Origin of the sequence: Streptomyces sp. Tu6071 (assembly GCF_000213055.1) — a bacterium.
GTDB classification, from domain to species: Bacteria; Actinomycetota; Actinomycetes; order Streptomycetales; family Streptomycetaceae; genus Streptomyces; species Streptomyces evansiae.
In genome coordinates, this window is record NZ_CM001165.1 from 3,556,945 (window position 1) to 3,575,281 (window position 18,337).

8 protein-coding genes are annotated in these 18,337 nt (G+C 74.9%); 3 read left to right on the forward strand and 5 right to left on the reverse strand.

From position 1 onward, the window contains the following. Positions 1–85: 85 nt before the first annotated feature. Positions 86–634, reverse strand: coding sequence for a MarR family winged helix-turn-helix transcriptional regulator (locus STTU_RS14645; RefSeq protein ID WP_007824167.1), 549 nt, complete (start codon positions 632–634; stop codon positions 86–88). 122 nt (positions 635–756) lie between these two features. Here STTU_RS14645 and STTU_RS14650 point away from each other — a divergent pair, with 122 nt between their 5' ends. Further along, positions 757–2,103 (forward strand): MFS transporter, encoded by a 1,347-nt coding sequence (locus tag STTU_RS14650; protein ID WP_007824170.1) that lies wholly within the window; start codon positions 757–759, stop codon positions 2,101–2,103. Between the two features lie 72 nt (positions 2,104–2,175). On the opposite strand, the gene STTU_RS14655 is transcribed toward STTU_RS14650, so the two are convergent. Together STTU_RS14655 and STTU_RS14660 are read right to left on the reverse strand one after the other, a co-directional pair. Beyond that, the gene (locus tag STTU_RS14655) at positions 2,176–3,861 is read right to left on the reverse strand and encodes an ATP-binding SpoIIE family protein phosphatase (protein WP_043257405.1); all 1,686 of its coding nucleotides are present in this window, start codon (positions 3,859–3,861) and stop codon (positions 2,176–2,178) included. A gap of 433 nt (positions 3,862–4,294) precedes the next feature. Further along, positions 4,295–5,584 carry an NAD(P)/FAD-dependent oxidoreductase gene (locus STTU_RS14660; RefSeq protein WP_234019235.1) on the reverse strand — a complete coding sequence of 430 codons (1,290 nt, stop codon included), beginning with the start codon at positions 5,582–5,584 and terminating at the stop codon, positions 4,295–4,297. Between the two features lie 363 nt (positions 5,585–5,947). Here STTU_RS14660 and STTU_RS14665 point away from each other — a divergent pair, with 363 nt between their 5' ends. Next, a complete protein-coding gene (locus STTU_RS14665) occupies positions 5,948–6,760 on the forward strand; it encodes a TetR/AcrR family transcriptional regulator (protein WP_043255231.1) in 813 nt (270 codons plus the stop codon). A gap of 245 nt (positions 6,761–7,005) precedes the next feature. After that, positions 7,006–8,988, forward strand: coding sequence for a sigma-70 family RNA polymerase sigma factor (locus STTU_RS14670; RefSeq protein ID WP_043255232.1), 1,983 nt, complete (start codon positions 7,006–7,008; stop codon positions 8,986–8,988). A 79-nt stretch (positions 8,989–9,067) separates the two neighbouring features. Here STTU_RS14670 and STTU_RS35890 read toward each other — a convergent pair whose 3' ends face one another. Both STTU_RS35890 and STTU_RS14680 read right to left on the reverse strand, forming a co-directional pair. Then, complete coding sequence (locus STTU_RS35890; RefSeq protein WP_052862372.1) at positions 9,068–12,568, reverse strand: BTAD domain-containing putative transcriptional regulator; 3,501 nt, start codon at positions 12,566–12,568, stop codon at positions 9,068–9,070. A gap of 1,117 nt (positions 12,569–13,685) precedes the next feature. Continuing rightward, entirely contained in the window at positions 13,686–16,001 is a 2,316-nt protein-coding gene (locus STTU_RS14680; protein WP_158678794.1) for an asparagine synthase-related protein, read from the reverse strand. Positions 16,002–18,337 lie beyond the last annotated feature (2,336 nt).

Here is an 18,337-nt window from a genome sequence, read left to right on the forward strand (position 1 = left end):
CCCCGTCCACGTTGAGCATGCCGTGCGAGACAAGGTTCCGGGAACGGGACCTGTGACAGCGGGGCTTGCGCCTCCGTGCCACCGCTCAGTCGAGATCGCTGAGCCGGCCGCCCGCGTCCGGCTGGGTCTCCTCGACCCTGCGCAGGAGACGGGTCAGCATCCCGCCGAGGATGCTCCGCTCTCCGGGCGTGAGGTCCTGGAGCAGGTCCTCCTCGAAGGCGGACGCGAGGCTCATGGAGCGGAGCCACTTCTGCCGGCCCTCGTCGGTCAGCTCGACGATGACCCGCACCCGGTTCTGCTCGTCCCGGTCCCGGGTGACCAGGCCCTCCGCGACCATCCGGTCGATGCGGTGGGTCATCGCCGCCGGCGTGAGACCGAGCCGCTTCGCGAGGTCGCCCGGACCGAGCTGGTACGGGGGCCCCGACAGGACGAGGGCCTTCACGACCTCCCAGTCCGCGTTGCTCATGTTCAGCTGCGCGCTCTGCCGACCGTAGGCGACGTTCATGCGGCGGTTGAGGCGCCCGAGCGCGGAGACGATCTGCTCCACCTGCGGGTCGAGATCGCTGTATTCGCGCTGGTACGCGGCGATCTGCTCTTCGAGTGTCGGCTCAGGGGGGCCGGTCGTATCGCCCATGGTGCCGAGTATCGCACGCCCCGGCTTGGCATTGAAGTCCTTGACGATGTACTCTTCAATACGAAACTTTAGCTTCGAAGTGTTGAGACCTAAGGCAGGTGAAGGTGACCAGGGCACTGGGCATGGCCATGCGCAGGATTCAGGTGGGCAGCGCGCTCAGCGCGTTCGGCATCGGGTTCACGGTTCCGTTCCTCTACGTCTACGTGGCGCAGACACGGGATCTCGGTGCCGGGGCGGCGGGGCTCGTGCTCGCCGTGTTCGCCGTGGCCGCGTTGGTCGTGCTTCCGTTCGTGGGACGGGCCATCGACCGGCGCGGACCGCTCCCCGTACTCGTCGTCGCCTCGCTGCTCTCGGCCGCGGGCGCGATGGCGCTCGGCTTCTCGACGAGCGAGGTCGCCGCGCTCGCCTCGGCGGCGCTGCTCGGGGCCGGTACGGCGGTGATGGCCCCGGCCCTCGCGACGATGGTCGTGTGGTGCTCGACGCCGCAGACCAGGACGCGCTCCTTCGCGACGCAGTTCTTCCTCCAGAACCTGGGCCTCGGCATAGGCGGGCTCGCCGGCGGCCAGCTCGTCGACGAGCACGACCCGTCGAGCTTCGTCCTGCTCTTCTCGATCGAGGCGGCCATGTTCCTCGTGCTCGCCGCGATCGCCGCGAGCACACGCCTGCCCCACGCGGGGAGCATCAGCGAGGCCGTCCCCGCGGGCGACGGCGGAAAGCGCGGCATGCGGTCGCTGCTCAAGGACCGGGCCATGGTGCAGCTGTCCGTCCTCGGCTTCGTGATCTTCTTCGCCTGCTACGGACAGTTCGACTCGGGGCTCGCCGCGTACGGCGTGGACGCGGCCGGTGTCTCGGCCTCGACACTCGGTGTGGCACTCGCGGCGAACACCGCAGTGATCGTCGTGGCGCAGTTCGCCGTGCTGAGGCTCGTGGAGCGGCGGCGGCGCAGCCGTGTCATCGCGCTCGTGGGGCTCATCTGGGCCTTCGCCTGGGCCGTGGCGGGCTTCGCCGGGCTGGGCCACGGCAGCCAGGCCATGGCGACCGCCGCGTTCATCTCCACGTACGGGCTCTTCGGGCTCGGCGAGTCGATGCTCTCGCCCACCGTGGCGCCACTCGTCGCCGATCTCGCGCCCGAAGGCATGGTCGGTCAGTACAACTCGGCGTTCGCCCTGGTCAAACAGCTCGCGCTGGCCCTGGGCCCGGCGATCGGGGGCCCGATGGCGGCCTCGCTGCACACCCCGTACATCCTGACCTTCCTGGTGTTCTCGCTGGTCATCACGGTGCTCGCGCTGCGGATCGGGCCCCGGCTCACGGCGGCGCAGGACCAGCCGTACGGGGCGAAGTCGCGGGTCGTCGCGATGGGTGCGGCGGCCGAGGGCGGGCTGATACCCGCCGCCGAGGAGGCGCCGCTGCCGCTCGACGCGCGCGAGTCCAGCACGACGGGCGAGAACCCGGCGCCGGCCGGGATCTGACCCGTACCGGCCGCGGCCGACCCGGAAGGAACCAGTCGACCGCGTACCGGAGCCGCCACGGTTCCTGAACGCTCAGGAACCGTGGGGCGTGCGCTTCGCCGGGAGGGCGAACTCGCACCAGACGGCCTTGCCGCCGCCGGGGATGCGGCGGCAGCCCCAGGCCGAGGAGACGTGGGCGACGATCGCGATGCCGCGGCCGGCCTCGTCGGCGGGCTCGGCGCGGCGGCGGCGCGGGAGGTGGTCGTCGCCGTCGGTGACCTCGACGATGAGGCGGCGGTCGGTGCGGCGCAGACGAAGGCGCATCGGCGGGGCGCCGTGCTGGAGAGAGTTCGCGACGAGTTCGCTCGCGGCGAGGACCCCCATGTCGTGCAGGTCGGGCGGGCACCGCCAGCTGCTGAGGACGCCCGTGGCGAAGGCGCGGGCGCGGGGAGTGGCCTCGACGCCGCCGAGGAGTTCGAGGGTCGCGTTGCGGAAGAGGTCGGCGTCGGAGCTGTCGCGGGCCGGGTGCTCGACGACGAGGACCGCGACGTCGTCGTCGTGTGTGGCGGTGACGCCGAGGGCGCGCAGGAGGCGGTCGCAGATGACTTGGGGGCTGCCGCTCGCCCCGGCGAGGGCGTCGGCGAGGGCGGAGACGCCCTGGTCGATGTCCTGGTCGCGGCGTTCGACGAGGCCGTCGGTGTAGAGCACCGCGGTGGAACCGGGGGTGAGGGGGACGGAGCCGGAGGCGTGCAGCCAGCCGCCGGTGCCGAGCGGGGGTCCGGTGGGTTCCTCGGCGCGGTGGATGACGCCGTTCTCGTCGCGGACGAGGATCGGCAGGTGTCCGGCGGAGGCGTAGACGAGGCGGCCCTCGTTGGGGTCGTGGACGGCGTAGACGCAGGTGGCGATCTGGGTCGCGTCGATCTCGGCGGCGAGTCCGTCGAGGAGTTGCAGGACCTCGTGCGGGGGCAGGTCGAGGCGGGCGTAGGCGCGGACGGCAGTGCGGAGCTGTCCCATGACGGCGGCAGCGCGGACGCCGCGGCCCATGACGTCGCCGATGACGAGGGCGGTGCGTCCGCCGCCGAGGGTGATCACGTCGTACCAGTCGCCGCCGACCGCCGCTTCGGTGCCGCCGGGCTGGTAGGTGGCGGCGATGCGCAGGTCGTCGGGCTGTTCGAGTTCCTGCGGGAGCAGGGAGCGCTGGAGCGTGACGGCGGTCTCGCGCTGGCTCCGTTCGCTGGCGCGGAGGCGTTCGGCGGCTTCGGCGTGGTCGGTGACGTCGGTGGCGAAGAGGAGGATCGCGGTGTCCGCGGGTCCGTCCGGGGCCGCGGGCGGTACGGAGACCGGCGCGCAGGTGAAGGTGTAGCTGCGGCCGTCCGGTGCCTTGCGGGACTTGACCGTGCGGGGGCGGCCCGAGCGGTGGACCTGGTCGAGCAGCGGGAGCAGCCCGAGTGCCGCCAGTTCGGGGAGGGCTCCCTGCGCCGGGGTGCCGGTGGCCTCGTCCGGTGGTGTGCCGAAGGCGGTGCGGTACGCCTCGTTGACGTGGAGGAGGCGGTGGTCCGGGCCGTGGAGGAGGGCGGTGAGCGCCGGGGCGTGCTCCAGGAGTTCGCGGGCGGGCAGCCGGTCGACGGTGGGGGCCGGGGGTGCCGGTTCCGGGGCGCTGTCCGCCGGGCTTTCGCCGTGCTCCCGCGCGCGGGCCGCGGGGACGGCGCCCCGGTCGGTCCGTGCGGCGGCGCGACGCTGCGTGCCGGGAAGCCGGGCGCTCCAGCGCGTGAAGTTCACCGAGTCTCGCCTCGTGGTGTCGGGGTCGTCGTACATCGTGCGGGTGCGGTGGGCGGCGGCCGTCGCTCCGGGTACAGGCGACGGTGCCGGTCCGGTGCGGGGGCCGGTGGTGTCCGGAGCCTGTGAAGGTACCGAACACCGGGGAGGGTGGGCAGGGCGCGGCGCGGGGGGCCGGGCGGGTCGGGGCTCCTCCGTCACCCCTCAGACGGACGGCGCTCACAGGGAGTTCCGCTCTGGCGGGGTGGCCCCGCTTTCGGGTTGCGCGGGGCGCTCACGGGGTGGTGCGGGATCCGGCGTGCGCGGGGGTGGTGCGCTGGCGCCGGGAACGGTGCGGACCGGTCGTGCCTCGTGGGCGACCGGTCGGGTGCGGGAGGGTTCGGGCGGTGGGGGCGGGTCCCTTGGCTGGTCGTGGCGGGTCCTCTGCGGGCCGGGCTCAGGGCGGTTCGCCCGGCTCGGTCCCCGGGGTTCCGAGGGCGACGGGTTCGCGCGGGAAGAGCGCGGCGAAGGCCCATTCGGTGAGGACGCGTCCCTTGCGCCGGGCGGTGGGCAGCCGGCTGAGGTGGTGGGCGCGCAGCAGGAGTGCGCCGGGGCGTCCGGTGAGCGTGCGGTCGTGGAGGCGGGCGAGGCCGTCGTGCGGCCCGAGTGCCACGTACAGGCCCTCGTTCTTCACGTCGTACGGGCGTGTCGGCTCGCCGCGCAGGGTGGCGAGGAGGTTGTCGGCGAGGACGTGGGCCTGGCCGTGGGCGTGTCCGGCGTGCGGGGCGCAGGTGGCGCCCGGCGTTCCGGGGTCGGGGACGGCGGCGGAATCCCCGGCGGCCCAGGTGTGCGGGGTGCCGGAGACGGCGAGGTCGCGCGTGCAGCGCAGGCGGCCGTCGGGGGTGAGTGGGAGCGCGGGGGTGGTGAGGAGGGGATGGGGTGGTGCGCCGGGGGCGCGGACGGCGCTCGGGGTGTGGACGAGGGTGCGGGTGGCGAGCGAGTCGCCGTCATCGAGGACGAGAAGGCCGGGGCGGTACGTGCGCGGCGCGGCGCCCAGCCGGATCTCGGCGCCGCCGCGGCGCAGGGCGCGCGACGCGTACGTACCTGCATCCGCCGGGGCCTCGGGCAGCAGGCGTTCGCCTGGTTCGGCGAGGACCCAGCGCAGGTCGTCGCGGTGCAGGCCCGGGTACTGCGTGAGGGCGCGTTCGGCCATGGCGCGCAGGGCGGTGAGCGCGTCGACGCCCGCGCACCCGCCGCCGAGGAAGACGAAGCAGAGCGCGGCCTCGCGGACGGCGGGATCGCGGGTCGACGAGGCGAGGTCGAGCTGGGCGAGGACGTGGGAGCGCAGCGCGAGCGCGTCGGCGAGGCTGTGGAGCGCGAGCGCGTGGGGCGGCGCGGGCGCGGGGGTGGTGCCCGGGGTGAGGACGAGGGCGTCGTACGGGACGGGGGCCGCCTCGGGTCCGGCAGGGGTGCGTACGTATGCCGTGCGGGTGGCGAGGTCGAGGGACACGGCCTCGCCGAGGAGGAGCCGGGTCGTGCGCAGGACGCGGCGGAGCGGGACGAGGACGTGGCGCGGGGAGAGGGTGCCGGCCGCGGCGGCGGCGAGCAGGGGGCGGTAGGTCAGGTAGGGCTCCGGGGTGACGAGCCGGACCTCCGCGCGGGGCGCCCCGGCGGCGCGCAGCAGGCGCTCCAGGCGCAGCGCGGTGTACGTACCGGCGTGACCGCCGCCGATCACGAGAATGCGCACGGGTTCCTTCACCACCCCATGAGGCAACGGCACTTCAGGTTTGTCCACAGGCCCCGCAATTCATATGACTGGCAATCAGAAGGCTTATGGGCTTGGCGAGAAGCCGGGAAAAATGGTGTTCTCGCAGGTCGGCGGGGGTGGTACGGGTGGGGTCGCCGGGGGTGGGGGGCAGGGGACCGCCGTGTGCTTGCCGTGGGGTGTTTTCTGTCCGGAACGGGGCCCTTCTGAATTGCCCGGCACTCAACTATGTTCGTAAGTCGCCGGAGCGGCATGGGCGCGCTCCCGGGGAAACGGACCGTTCCTCACGTTCCGGCCGTAGCTGAGGGGGTCTCCGGGGGGAGACCCCACGACCGGGGGAACAGCATGGAGATACGGGATGCGCAATGGCCGGCGGCACGGATCACTCCGGGGGCGGTGACGGCGGGATCGGCGGCGGGCTTCCGGGGCGGGCCCCCGGCGCCGCGCGGGGTGCGGGCGGCCTCGCGGACGGCCCCGTTGCGCGTGGACGCGCAGCGGAATCTGGAGCACGTGCTGCGCGCGGCGCGTGAGGTGTTCGGCGAGTTGGGGTACGGCGCGCCGATGGAGGACGTGGCGCGGCGCGCGCGGGTGGGCGTCGGGACCGTGTACCGGCGTTTCCCCAGCAAGGACGTGCTGGTGCGGCGGATCGCCGAGGAGGAGACGGCGCGGCTCACGGAGCAGGCGCGCTCGGCACTCGGCCAGGAGGAGGAGCCCTGGTCCGCGCTCTCGCGGTTCCTGCGCATGTCGGTGGCCTCGGGCGCGGGGCGGTTGCTGCCGCCGCAGGTGCTGCGGGTCGTTCCGGCGAGCGGTGCGGGGATCGGGGCGGGTGCGGGGCCGGGCGGTGCTTCGGGGGCGGGTGCCGGTGCTGTTGCCGACGCGCAGCGGGTGCCGGCGCAGCGCGGGGCGTTCGGGGACGGGCCGGGGACGACGGCCGTCGCCGAGGACTCCGGGGCGGCAGTCCTGCTCGACGTCGTGGGACGCCTCGTCGAACGGGCGCGCAAGGCGGGCGAGTTGCGTGAGGACGTGACGGTCTCGGACATCCTTCTCGTGATCGCCACGGCGGCGCCCGCGCTGCCCGACCCGGAGCAGCAGGCAGCCGCGTCGACGCGGTTGCTCGACATCCTGCTCGAAGGGCTGCGGAGCCGGCCGCTGGAGTAAGCGGGTCTCGCGTGGCGGCGCGGTGGGTCCCGGCGTGCGGTGGTACCGCCTCAGGGGTCACCGCGCCGCTTTGCGCGTTCATCCGTTCGGGTGAGCTATGAGGACCGATACGAATGGTGTTCGCGCAGCTCAGGGGCGGTACGCGCACGGCTGGAGGCCGCTCCGCCCCCTCCCCTCGGCGTGCCGGTCCGTGCGAGTCTGTGCCGAAGTCCGGATCTTCGCGTCGGTACGGGGGCGTTTTCGCGGTGAGCAAGAAGGACCGGTCCGAGCCACGGACCGGTGCGGGGGACGCGGGGGCCGGCACGGAGGGCGTCGAGGGTCCGGCGCGCGAGACCGTGCCGGGGCAGGGACGCGGGGCACGGGAGAGCGGTACGGAGCAGGACGGGGCGCGGGCACACGTGCCACGGCAGGGTGGGCACCCGGCGGTCGGGGACGGCGACCTGCTGAACCGGGCGCGCGGCGGGGACGAGGCGGCGTACGGGGAGCTGTACCGGCGGCACGCGGACGGGGTGCGGCGCTACGCCCGTACCTGCTGCCGGGACCGGGACACGGCCGAGGACCTGACTGCCGAGGTCTTCGCGCGCACGCTGGCGGCGCTGCGGCACGGCGCGGGGCCCGAGTACGCGATGCGCGCCTACCTGCTGACGACGGTACGGCGGGTCGCCGCCGACTGGGCGAAGACGGCCAGGCGTGAGCAACTGGTCGATGACTTCGCGGTGTTCGCCGCGCAGGCGGCCCGTGTCTCGGGGACGGACGAGGACACCGTCGACCTCGGCGCGGACGTGCTCGCGATGCACGAGGCCGAGCAGTCGATGGCGGTGCGCGCCTTCCGCAGCCTGCCCGAGCGCTGGCAGGCGGTGCTGTGGCACACGGAGGTCGAGGACGAGTCGCCGAGCGAGGTCGCGGTGCTCTTCGGGCTCGACGCGAACGGCACCCGTGTCCTCGCGAGCCGGGCGCGCGAGGGCCTCAAGCAGGCATACCTCCAGGCGCACGTGAGCGCGGCGCGGACGGCGAGCGAGGGCTGCGCGGCGTACGCGGACCGCCTCGGCGCCTACGCGCGCGGGGGCCTGCGCAGCCGCGCCGAGCGGGGGCTGCGCAAGCACCTGAAGGAGTGCGCGGAGTGCCGGCTCGCCGCCTCGCAGGTCAAAGAGGTCGCCGGAGGCATTCCCGGGCTCGTGCCGCTGGCGGTCATCGGCTGGTTCGGTGCGGCCGGGTACGGGAAGGCGCTCGCGCTCATCGGGGGCGCGGCGGGAGCCGGGGCGGCAGGTTCGGCGGCCGCGGTCGGTGGCGGCGGGGCGGCCTCGGAAGGGGTGGGCGCGCCCGTCAAGGCGGGGATCGCTGCGGGCGTGGTCGCCACGGCCGCCGTCGCGCTCGTTCTCGTACTCGCCGCCCAGGAACAGGGCAAGCGGCACCCCGAGCAGCCCCCCGTCCCGGACGCGAAGCCGCCCGCGGTGCAGCCGCTCGTACCGACTTCCCCGCCGCCGTACCGTCCGGCGCCGGTCGCGGCCGAGCCGAGCGCGCCGCCGCACGTCTCCGTACCGCCGCGCACGCCGGAACCCGTGCGCCCGACGCCCCGCCCGCACCGGCCCGCGCCCGCCTCGCCGACTCCGGCCCCTCCCCGGCCCTCCCCCACGCCCGCTCCGCCGACCTCCCCACCGCCACAGGCGCCCGTCGAACCGGTGGAGTACCGCTGGAGCACGCTGCCGTACGGGCTCACCGGGGACGGCACGGGACCGGAGATGCGGCTCAGCGCGAGCCCGGTGTGGCAGCGACCCGGCGGGATGTCGATCGGGGGGACGCGGTACGGGCACGGAGTGAGCGTGCGCATTCCGTCCGAGACGACGATCGACCTCAACCGCAAGTGCGCGAAGTACGAGGCGTACGCGGGGCTCGACGACATGGCGCTGGGCCTCGGGGCGGCGCGTTTCGCGGTCTGGGCCGACGGGGTGCGGCTGTGGCGGTCGGGTGTGCTGCGGGGCGGCGAGCCGGCTGTCCCCGTGCGGGTGGGGATCGCGGGGCGGCGGACGGTGCGGCTGGTGGTGGAGGCGGTGGACCCGTCGGCGTTGCCGCCCTCGCCGGGGGGTCCTGTCGCGGGGTCCGTCGCGGGGTCCGTCGGGGGTGGCGACGACGGGGGCGGACCGGAGATCGGGGACGCGCGGGGGACGTTGGGACACCTGGGACGGTTGGGTGTGGCGGACTGGGCGGGGTCGCGGTTCACCTGCGAATGAGCTCGTGAGGCGCTGATGAGGCCGCAGGTCGCTGTGGTGTCCTGCTCAGGGCGGTTACCGCGAGCTGCCGCTTCGCAGTTCAGGCGATGAGGTCGGCGGGGTCGATGGAGGCGGCCCCGGCGACTGCTTCGGCGTGGGCCGCTGGGCCGAGGGCGGCGCGGGTGGTCGCGGTGACGCGGGCGGCGAGGTCCGCTTCGTGGGGGCCGCGGGCGTGCGGGCCGCGCAGTCGCGTGGCGATGGTGAGGGCGTGCACGGCGGCGGTGTGATCGCCGGTCTCCATGAGGAGGAGGGCGCCGGTTTCCAGGAGCGAGGCGGTGATGCTGCCGGAGAGGCGTGCGGAGACGGCGGCGGCGAGGGCTTCGCGCCACTGCGGGAGTGCCGCGTCGGCGCCTTCGAGGGCTGCCCGCACCCGTATCTCCGTATCGGCGAAGGCGGCCATCCAGGTGGGCGGGCCGCCTGTTCTGCCGTTGACGACCCTGAGCTGTGCGCACATGGCCTCGGCCTCGTGCGGTGCGCCGTCCTCCAGGGCCATGCGGGCGCGGAGCAGGATCAGGAAGGCGTGCGCGTCGAGCGAGGCGGTCTCGTCGGCGACGGCGGCGGCGCGCACCATGTGCGCCTCGGCCCGGGGGCGGTCGCCGGAGTGGTGGGCGATCTCGGCGAGGCGCGCGAGGAGGAACGGCGTCTCGGCGAAGGCGCCGACCTCCTGGGCGAGGTGCAGTGCCTCCTCGCACTCGGCGCGCGCGTCCTCGTACCGCCCCTGTGCCATCGCGAGTTCCGCGCGGGCGCTGGCCACCTGCGCGCCGAGCCAGCGGTCGCCGGTACGGGCGCAGAGGTGCCGGAGTTCGCCGAGGTCGGCCTGGGCGTCGGCGTTCTCGCGCGGGGCGTCGACGGTGATGTGGACGCGGAACATGAGGGCCGTGGCGAGTTCCCACTCCGCGCCGAGGCGGCGGCAGCGGTCGACGGCGCCGTCGATGAGCGGGTAGGCGTCCTCGGCCGTGTCGAGGAAGAAGGGGGCGAAGGCCGCGAGGAGCCCGGGGAAGACGGTGGCCTCGGGCGCGTCGGCCTCGGAGAAGAGGTCGCGCAGCCCGGTCACGTAGGCGCGTGCGGCCGGGGTCAGGTTCTCGTGGTCCGGATCGGTCTCGGAGGAGAGGAAGAGGTGCAGCATGCGCAGGTGGAGGCGGGGCCAGTAACGGGCGTCGCCCGGTGGGACGCCGGGGCCCGGCTCTGTGGGCGCCGACCGGCCCGTACCGCCCTCGGCGCGTCTGTGGCGGACGTGCAGGTCACCGACCGCCGCGGGGACTCCACCGGCGAGCACCATGGTGCGCTCGGCCCACTCGGCGCCCTCGATGCGGTGGTTGCGCAGCCACCAGAACCAGCCGCAGCCGAGGACGAGCGCGACGGCGTCCTCCTCCTCGCCCGCGGCGAGAGCGCGGGCGAGAGCGGCGCGGATGTTGTCGAGTTCGGTCTCCAGGCGGGCGATCCAGGGCAGTTGTTCACCCGAACGAATGAGAGGTTCGGCGGTGGTGACGAGCGCGCGGTAGTAGGCGGTGTGGCGGCGCCCGGCGGCGAGGGCGCGGTCCGCGTCCTCGGCGGCACGTTCGACCGCGTACTCGTGGATCGTCTCCAGCATGCGGAAGCGCATGCCCGTACCGTCCGGCTCCGGGCTCGCGACGACGAGTGACTTGTCGACGAGCGCGCCGACGAGGAGGTCGGCGGGCCCTGCGCAGACGGCCTCGGCGGCGGCGAGGTCCCAGCCGCCGGCGAAGACGGACAGTTCGCGCAGGGCGTCGCGCTCTTCCTCGTCGAGGAGGTCCCAGGACCAGTCGACGACGGCGCGGAGGGTCTGCTGGCGGGGCAGCACGGTACGGCTCCCGGCGGTCAGGAGCCGGAAACGGTCGTCGAGCCGGTCGGCGAGCTGGCGCGGACCGAGGAGACGCAGGCGTGCCGCGGCCAGTTCGATCGCGAGGGGCAGGCCGTCCAGACGGCGGCAGATCTCGGCGACGGCGTCCGCGTCCTCGGCGACGGTGAAACCGGGTCGCACGGCGGCGCCGCGTTCGCCGAAGAGCCGGACCGCCTCGGCGGCGGGCAGCGGATCGACGGGCCGCACGGCCTCGCCGGGAACACCGAGGGGTTCGCGGCTCGTGGCGAGCACGGTGAAGCCGGGACAGCGTGTGAGGAGGGTCTCGGCGAGGCGCGCGGCGGCCTCGATGACGTGCTCGCAGTTGTCCAGGACGAGCAGCAGTTCGCGGCCCGCGCAGTACTCGACGAGCAGTTCGACGGGGTCGGCGGTGGCCACGGGCCGCTCGGGGGCTGTGCGCAACACCGTCTCGCGCACGCCGAGCGCGCTGACGACGGCGGCGGGGACGTCTTCGGGGCGGTCGAGGGGGGCAAGTTCCGCCATGCGGATGTGCGGGTGAGGGTGAAGGGGCGGGGTGGTGCCTCCGGGCGGGGGGAGGGTGGTGCCCGGCGGTGGGGCTTCGTCGGCGGTGGGGTGGGGGGCTGCGGCGGGGGTGGGGTGGGGGGCTGCGGCGGGGGTGGGGCGGAGGGCCGCGTGCGGGACGGGGTGAGGAGCTGGGCCCGGGTGGGGGCGAGGGGCTTCGTCCTGGAGGGGGTGAGGGGCTTCGTCCGGGGCGGGCATATTTCCGTACGGGTAGCCGAGCGCGGCTTCTTCGGCGAGGCGGGTCTTTCCCGAGCCGCCGGGGCCGGTGAGCGTGACGAGGCGGGATGTGCGCAGGGCGGCGCGGATGCTCTCGATCTCCCGGGCGCGTCCGACGAAGGAGGTCAGCCTGCGGCGGATGCCGGTGGTGGGGGCAGGGCTCTCGGGGAGTGGGGTCGCGGCGGGCGCCGGGGCGGGGCCTGTGGTCTCGCGCAGGAGTTCCGCGTGGAGGGCACGGAGTTCGTGGCCGGGGTCGGTGCCGAGGTGTTCGGCGAGGGTGCGGCGGAGGTCCTCGTACGCGGCGAGGGCATCGGCGGGCCTGCCGTCCGCGCGCAGGGCGCTTAGCAGAAGGCCGTGAAGGCGTTCGTCGTACGGGTGGGCCGCGGTCAGCCCGCGCAGCTCGGGTACGAGTGCGGCGGCGCGCCCCGCCCCCAGGTCGGCCTCGACCCTACGGCGTATGGCGGTGTGCCGCAGGTCCTCCGCGTGGCGGGCCTCCGCCGCGGCCTCGGGCAGGTCGGCGAGCGCGGGGCCGCGCCAGAGCCCGAGCGCGCTGCGCAGGACTTCCGCGGCCTTCGTGTAGGAGTGCGCGTCGAGCGCGGCAGAGCCCTCGCCGAGCAGGTCCTCGAACCGGTACAGGTCGACGTCACCCCGCTCCGCTACGAGCCGGTAGCCGCCCGGCCCCGAGGCGAGCGCCTCGTGCCCGAGGGCTTTGCGCAGCCGCCCGACGAGCGCCTGCAGCGCGGCGGTGGCATCCCGGGGTGGCTCGCCGCCCCACACCTCGTCCACGAGGGTGCCCGCGGTCACCTCACGGCCGGGGCGCAGCGCGAGCGCGGCGAGCAGCGAGCGCAGCCTGGCACCGCCGAGCGGCACGGGCGTGCCGTCGGGGGCGTGGGTCTCGGTGGCACCGAGGATGCGGTACTTCACCTGGCCATTGTCCACGAGGGGTGGGGGCGGGAACGAATGTTCGGGGCGGTGTGGCGGGGAGGGGTGTGGGGGCGCGGGGTGTGGGGGCGCGAGGTGCGTGCGGGCAGACCCCCACCCACCCGGGGGGGGGCTCCCCTGCATCCATTCTTTCGCGTCCACCCACCCGCCCCGGCCATCCGCCCACATCTGTGGATAACTCCGGGCGAGAAAATAATCGTGCCACTCGTCCGAGTGAGGAGATGTGCAGCGGGCAGCGGGCTCCGCGGACATGTGCCTATGCTGCGGGCACCGGGGCGTCCGAGGCCGCTCCGGATCTCCCGGGCGGCTCGTGTGCCCGGAGGCCGTCCGCTGTTACGGGCCCCACGTCCGGGGCCCCTTCCGCGGGCGAGCTCAGTCGCTCATCGTCGGCCGGATCGCCAGGGCTGCGATGAGACCTCCTGTCACCCTGTCCAAGAGCGCGCGTGCCCTGGGCTGACGGAGGTGGGCGCTGTGAGTTCACCAGCGCAGCCGGCCAGGTTGGCGGTCCACACGAGTCCGAGCGTGATGTGCACACACGTGAGGGTCAAGCCCATCGCGAGATGCGGCAATTCCTCCGCCGTAAACGGGGGAAGGATGGCGCCGTAGAACACGCCATCTTGGGGCCGAGGAGGTTGGACAACAGGCCCTGGCGCCAGCCGGCGGCAAGGGGGTCACCCCCGGCCGGGGTCGTCTCGGGACCGGCCTCCTCATCCCCGCGCCTCGTGCACTGGCTCGCGAGAACCGACAGCGCGGCCACCATCCACAGCAGATGCACGACGCCTGCCCGGCGCAGGACGTCGCAGGCAAGCGGGAGGCGACGAGGAGGACTTGAAGCCCGACGAGGTAAGCGTCCCCTACAGCAGGACGCCGCTCTCGGTGCCGACCACCGTGACCCAGCACCGAACGCGGGCGCGATGACCAAGAACGGCTGTACGGAGGTTGAGGACCGTGCCCGGCCTGGAGGGAGAGCGAGGAGACCAACGACGAGAGGAAACGACCGAGCTGCCGCCGTAAGTGCCACGGCCCTTTCCCCCGGGGTCGCACGCGCCGCTGGCCGCGAAGGTCCCGCCGTCAGGCCCCCAGGGCAACCAGGGTGCGTTCAGCCGCTGACGGCCCCACGGCCCGCCCCCAGCGCGCCCGCCGCCCCCCGTGCCGGAGCCACCGAGCCAGTCGGTACCGCGCGCTGGCGCGTAGGCGTGCCCGTCCAGGAGGTGCCTCGCCGTTCCAGGAGTCGACGCAGCCACAGCTCGGTCGCGACGAGTTCCGCGAGGCCGTCGAGTGGTACCGGCACGCCCTCGGCGGCCTGCCGCAGCGCCTTGCGGACCACTCGGGCCTCGATGAGGCCCGCCTCGGCGAGGAGTGGTGTGCGGAAGACGTCGAGGAGGGCGTCCAGGTGGTTGCGCAGGCCGATGCGGAGGGGCGCGTACGGGTCGGCAGTCGACGGGGTGCCCCAGCCGGGGGGCAGTTCGTGGACGCCCGCGCCCTCCAGGACGGCGCGCAGCACTCCGGCCCGTGCCCCGGGGCGTACCCGCAGCGCTTCGGGGAGGGCGCGGCATGCCCGTACGACCTGGTTGTCCAGGAAGGGGGCATGCAGTCGCTGAAAACGGATTTCGGCGGCCTGTTCGAGTACGCGCAGGTCGGCGGCGTGTCTGGCGAGGGCGGCGCGGGCGCGGAAGTCGCCGGGGCGGCGGCCCGAGCCGGGCCCGGGGCGGGCCGCCGCCTCGTGGAGGCGAACCGATACTTCGGCGAGCGCCTCGCCGGTCAGCCAACGTGCGGCCGGGCCAGGGCGGGCCCAGGCGAGGGCGGCGAGCGAGGCGCCCATGGCGCCATCCGTCGTCTCGGGGAAGCGGCGGCGCAACAGGAGGTCGGCGGCGTCCTCCAGCCCTTCGCGGTAGGGAGTGCGGGCGAGGCGGCGTGCGGCGCCGTAGACCTTGCCGGGGACCATGACGGAGCCCTCGGCCTTGGTGAGTGCGGCGACCGGGCGGACGAGGTGGCGTCTGCGCCGGTCCATGAGGAGGTCGGCGAGGCGGGCGGGGTGGGCGTCGAGCACCTGGCGGGCGCCGTGTCCGGTGAAATGGTCGGCGCTGCCCGCGAGGAGCCGGGCGCGGTGGCGGCCGGCGGCGACGAGCGCGGGGCCCGGTTCGTCGGTGAGCGGGACGCGGAGTTCGGCGAACGGGAGGGTGTCGGGGCCGCCCGCGACGACGACGTGGTGCAGGCGCGGGTTGGCGGCGAGGGCGGCGGCGCGTTCGGTTTCGGGTTCGCGGCCCGGGACGACGAGGTCGTTGAAGGTGACGGCGACGAGTCGTTCGCCCGCGCCGGTGCCCTGCCCCAGCAGTGTGCCGGGCATCCCCGGCAGTCCGGCGGCGAGGAGGGCGAGGGTCGCGGAGCCGCTGCCGCCGGAGAGGTCGGCGCCGATGCCGGGCTGCGGCATCCCGCGCGCTGCGCGGCGCTCGGCGGGGCCCATGCCGGGGACCGGACCCTGGTCGGCCTCGGTGCCGGGGACGTGGCGGGGGGCGGCGAGGCGGACCCGTACCGCCTCGACGAGTGCTTCGCGCACCGCCTCGACGGCGCTGTCGGCGGCCACGGGAGCGGCGGAGACGGCGAGCGAGGTCATCTGTTCGTACCCGGCGATCTCCGGGACGCCCGCGCGCATGATCAGGGCGTGGCCCGGGGGGACACGGTGGACCCCTGCGTACGGGGTGGCGTCCTGGAGAGCTTCGGGTACATCGGGGGCGGCGAGGAGTGCGGCGAGGTAGCCGATGTCGAGGTTGGCCTCGATGAGGTCCGCGAGCGGGAGTGCGGCGGTGGCGAAGGCGGTGCCGCCCGCCCACGGGGTGTGGAAGACGGGGCGGGCGCCCGCGAGGTCGCCGACGACCATGGTGCGGCGGCCGACCTGGACGACCGCCGTGTAGCTGCCCGCCCACGCGGTGAGGTGGCGCAGCGCACCACCTTTCGCGGAGTAGAGCGCGGCGCGCAGTTGGGCGTCGGTGGCGGCGCAGGTGCCGAGGACGGCGATACGGGTCTCGGCGTCGGCGCGTACGACGCGGAGTTCGTCGGGACGCCAGTCGCCGACTGCCCACAGCGGGTCCGGGTCGCCCCAGAGGAGTTGGGCGCCGACGGGCTGGATGGTGTCCTCGGCGTAGTCCTCGGCGGCGGTGTGGTCCCTGGCGTAGGAGGTGCCGTGGCCGGGGGCCGGGTCGTGGGTGCGGCCGCGGCCGTGCTCGGCGGCGCCGCCGCGGCTGCCGTACTGGTCGAAGCCGTAGGGGTCGCCGTAGCCGTGCTCGGCTCCCGCGCTGCCGAAGGCGGTGTCGTGGGCTGCGACGGAACCGGTGGGCGGGCCCGGCGGTGCGTACGCCGCAGGGCCGGGTGAGCGGCGCCGGGCCGCGGTGCTGCTCCACCCCACCAACCAGCGCATCGTCGCCTCCACAGGCTGTGGACAACCCAGTCGCGCAGGGGAGTTCCGCCGGAAAGTCCCCCCGCTTCCGCCCATGCTGCCACGAAGAAGCCCTACTCCGGGGGGTGCTGGTCGCGCGTCGCGGCCTGCCTGTCCGCGCCGGGCAGGGGTGATGGGCTCACCTGCGGACGGGCACATGCGCCGGGTGAATGCGCCCCCGGCACAAGCCATTTGGCCGTACGCCGACCCCACGCCGGGGCGCCGCGAAGCGAACCCGCGTGCTGTGTCGATGAGTTCTGGCCAGGGCGTGGAGCGTGACTCGGGACGGTGACCGGCCGTGGCGACGGGTCGGGTGACGGGGCGGGGGCGTTGCGACAGTGATGGGAGGTGGTCGACGGGGCGGCGTGCCGGGGGCGTGGGGTACGGGAAGGCGGCGACCCGGTGGGCAACGTGCGCCACAGTGGGCCCGGGTGTCCCACGCGTCACGGATCGACGGGGCGGCGGAAGAGCCCGGCGCGTGGCGGGGACCGAAGGAATTCGGCCAATTACGGTTCGGGGCATGGCGAGTACGGGGGCGGGCGTGGCGCTCTCCGGCAGGGGTTCGGGGCGTTTCCCAGTGGGGGCGGGGCGGGGTGCGTACTCCTCCTTCGTACCTCTTCGTACGGTGTGGGGCGGGTCTCCTTCCCGGGGCGCTTGGCCCGGGTCCCGGCATCGCGCACCTGGGCGGCCACCGGAACCGGCCGTCACCGCACGCCTTCACACACGCCTGCCGCACGCCCCGAAGCACCTGTCGGCCTTGGCGCTCCGCATCCGCCGCCCACCCGTTACCAAGCGGTCGCCAGCCCGGGTGCGGAAGTTCCGGTGCGGGCCACCAGGTCGTTGCGGACCGCAAGCGGAACGCCCACCTTCGGCCTGTAAAGGCTCGGCCGGGATGCGGGCCTGGCGGATTCCTGGGTGAAGTTGGTGCGAGGAAGGCGCGGTTGGGTGGAGTTGGCAAGGTGCTGGCGAGTTGGTTCGGGCGGTGGCGGAGGGCGGGGCCGGGAGGAGTTACGGCGGGGTGGGGGGCGGGGGATACCGCGAGGAGAGGAGGCGCGGTACGCCGGGTGGGGTGCCGGGGGCGTGGGCGGATCGTTTCGGCGGGGGCGGGAACCGGTCGCGGTGGGCAGGCCAGCGGCATGTGCCAGGGTGAGAGGCGGGGCGGAGGCGGTATGAGGCAGGGCTGCCGGTGTACGGGGCGGGGGCCACGTTGGCCCGTACTGCTTTCGCTCCGGTTGCCGCGCGCAGTCGGCGCCTGACCCCGACCCGGCTCGCGCGAGCCGGGTCGCCTTCGCTTGAAGGCGATGCCTCGCTCGTAGGAGGCCGCGGGACGACGAGGTTGTTGCCGAAGGCATCGGCAGAGCCTGGTCGCACGGAGGCCGCACTCACTCGAGGGCACCGTCCGCCTCACGTGAAGGCGGGGCCACGCTGGCACCAGGCGGCGGGCGCTCGTACGGGGCCGCGCGGGCTCGGGCCGCCCCACACGTATCCGAACTCGTACAGCCTCGCGTCCGCCCTCTCGCCTTGCGTCGGCCCTCGCGTCGGCCCTCGCGCCGACCCCGCCTCCCCGCCCCCGCCTCCCCGCCACCCCGCCTTCCAGCCCGTCGGCGCCCCTCGTGAAGTCCCGGGCGGCGGCGGCCGGGCGTGCTCGTGAAATGCGCGCGGTTCCTGAAACGCGCGCGGTCCGGGAGGCGCCGTTCACCTCCCGGACCGGTCCGCCGTCCGCGGGGATGAGGACGGCGGTCTCCCCCGGCCCACTGCGTCACTCTCAGCGGGCCGACCCACGCCCCACCAATAAAGCCGCTGGTACGGGCCGTGTGGAGAGCGCACGGCCGGGCGCACGGTGCCATGTGCGGAGCGTGCGGCGAAGGGGCCGGAGCAGGGGGCGGCGGCAGGGGCGGACGGAGGCCCGCCCACAGCCTGGAGCCCCCGCCCACCGCCCACTGCCCACCGGCCCAGCCGGAGGCCCCCCATCCGCCAGTCCCCCAGCCAGGGCCACAACGACCGCAGGCCAAGCCCGGCCAACGCAGCAGCCCCGCCCGCACCCTGACCGCACAGGTGCCCCGGCCCGCTCTCAGCCCCGCCAACCCTCAGCCCGGCACCCCGCGCCCCGTCCCCGACCCGCCCTCAGTCCGGCACGCGGCGAACCCACTCCAGCAGGCAGCTCGCCCCCGTCCGGACGGCACCCGCCCCCGTACCGAGCCAGCGCCCCCGGCCCCAGCCCACCCCGTACCGAAGCCCCGCCTGCACACCGAAATCCCCCACCCCCAGCCCAGCCCCACCCAATCCCCCGCCCCGAAGCCCCCTCCGCTCACCCCCTC